Source organism: Jannaschia seosinensis (assembly GCF_001408515.1).
In the GTDB taxonomy this organism is placed as follows: Bacteria; Pseudomonadota; Alphaproteobacteria; order Rhodobacterales; family Rhodobacteraceae; genus Jannaschia; species Jannaschia seosinensis.
In genome coordinates, this window is sequence record NZ_CYPR01000148.1 from 1 (window position 1) to 1449 (window position 1449).

2 protein-coding genes and 1 pseudogene are annotated in these 1449 nt (G+C 62.0%); 1 reads left to right on the plus strand and 2 read right to left on the minus strand.

Features of this window, described 5'->3' with window-relative positions; genetic code table 11:
- The coding region (locus JSE7799_RS11035; protein ID WP_144431664.1) for an ATP-binding protein at positions 1-352 on the plus strand (352 nt) is incomplete at its 5' end.
- A 630-nt stretch (positions 353-982) separates the two neighbouring features.
- Here JSE7799_RS11035 and JSE7799_RS19845 read toward each other — a convergent pair.
- A pseudogene (locus JSE7799_RS19845) lies at positions 983-1096 on the minus strand (IS5/IS1182 family transposase); the annotation flags it as partial.
- Between the two features lie 171 nt (positions 1097-1267).
- On the minus strand, positions 1268-1449 hold a 182-nt coding region (locus JSE7799_RS21340; protein ID WP_144431665.1), incomplete at its 5' end, for a hypothetical protein.

Here is a 1449-nt window from a genome sequence, read left to right on the forward strand (position 1 = left end):
CGCGACCCTAGTCAACGAGCTGATGGAGGCGCGCGACGAGCGCCGTCTGCTCCGCCTGCAAAAGCAGCAGGCCGCCGTCAAGCTGCTCATCATCGACGAACTGGGCTTCGTGCCGCTGAGCAAGACCGGCGCAGAGCTCTTGTTCGAGCTGATCTCGCAGCGCTATGAGCGCGGCTCCACGATGATCACCAGCAACCTGCCGTTCGACGAATGGACCGAAACCTTCGGCACCGAACGCCTGACCGGCGCACTGCTCGACAGGCTGACACACCACGTCAACATCCTCGAGATGAACGGCGACAGCTATCGGCTCGGCCAAAGCCGCGCCCGAAAGGCCCAAGCCAGAACCTGATCACCCGCCACAGGATTGGCCCTGCGGGCCAATGCGCCATGGCACGCGCCAGCTATGCGGCAAGCGCGCGCGCCATGGCGCTTGGCGCCCTGTCGCTGGCCTGGTTTTGCGCCGCCGCGTGGCCGGTTTTTACTCCGCCGTTGACAGGCTGGGGACGGTTAGTTTCGATTTGGCGGTCTAAGAGATCGCTTAGCGCTAACCTCTGGGAGCTGGTTGCCGAGAACTCCGGCGGCTAGAACTTTCGCAAGCTTCGCATTCTCCAAGATCAGGGCTTTGAGACGCCAACCCGACTGTCCGAGGAGGAAGCGGAATACCGGGCGTGTAAAAGGATGGTCGCCCGTCTAGTGCCGGTCTGCGCATAGTGTGTTCGATTGGTGCGTGCGAGGCCGAAGGGCTCTTGATGCAATGACAGATGCGAAGAGAATCCGCGGTCGGTGGAATGCATCTCCACGGAAAGGATTTTGGGGCGTACGCCAGCGCTCCTGGCCGAGCCAGTGCAAAACGTCCAGTCGTACGGCAGGAGTCCTGCGTCCATATACCGATTTTTGAAGCGCTTTAGCTTAAAATGAGACGCGAGGCCAAGCCCAGTGCGGTGCGGTGCTGACTGCGATAGGGGGCTCTGCGATCGGTCTAGGCCGTGTTGACAGAACGTTGTGTCCAGAGGCGGATGCAGGCGACGTCGACGAAGCCGAGGAAGCTTTCGACGGTCTTGTCGTAGCGGGTGGCGACGCGGCGGCTGTTCTTCCGAAGTTCGACAGAATCTTCCGGAAAATAAGGTGTTTAGCCTGGCGCGCGCGAGTCTTTTCAGTGGGTTAGGTGTATGAAGCGGCGCAACACGTGTAGTTACACGTCGTCGAAAATCTGGTGTTGTGGAGTGGCGGTGTTCGTCAAGGTAGTTGTCGCCTGCACTCGTTTTCACGCTGCGTTCTCGGCTGGGCCGGCCATGGGGCCGCCGCCGCCAGCTTCATGGGGGAGCGCGTCGGCAGCCCCATGGCCTCTGCGCCCGGCATCGGGTCGCTCGGGGTTAAGCCAGACCGAGCCGATGGGCTGCCAGTCGCGGGTCTGACCTGACCAGCGTTCCGGGTGTACGGCGCGGG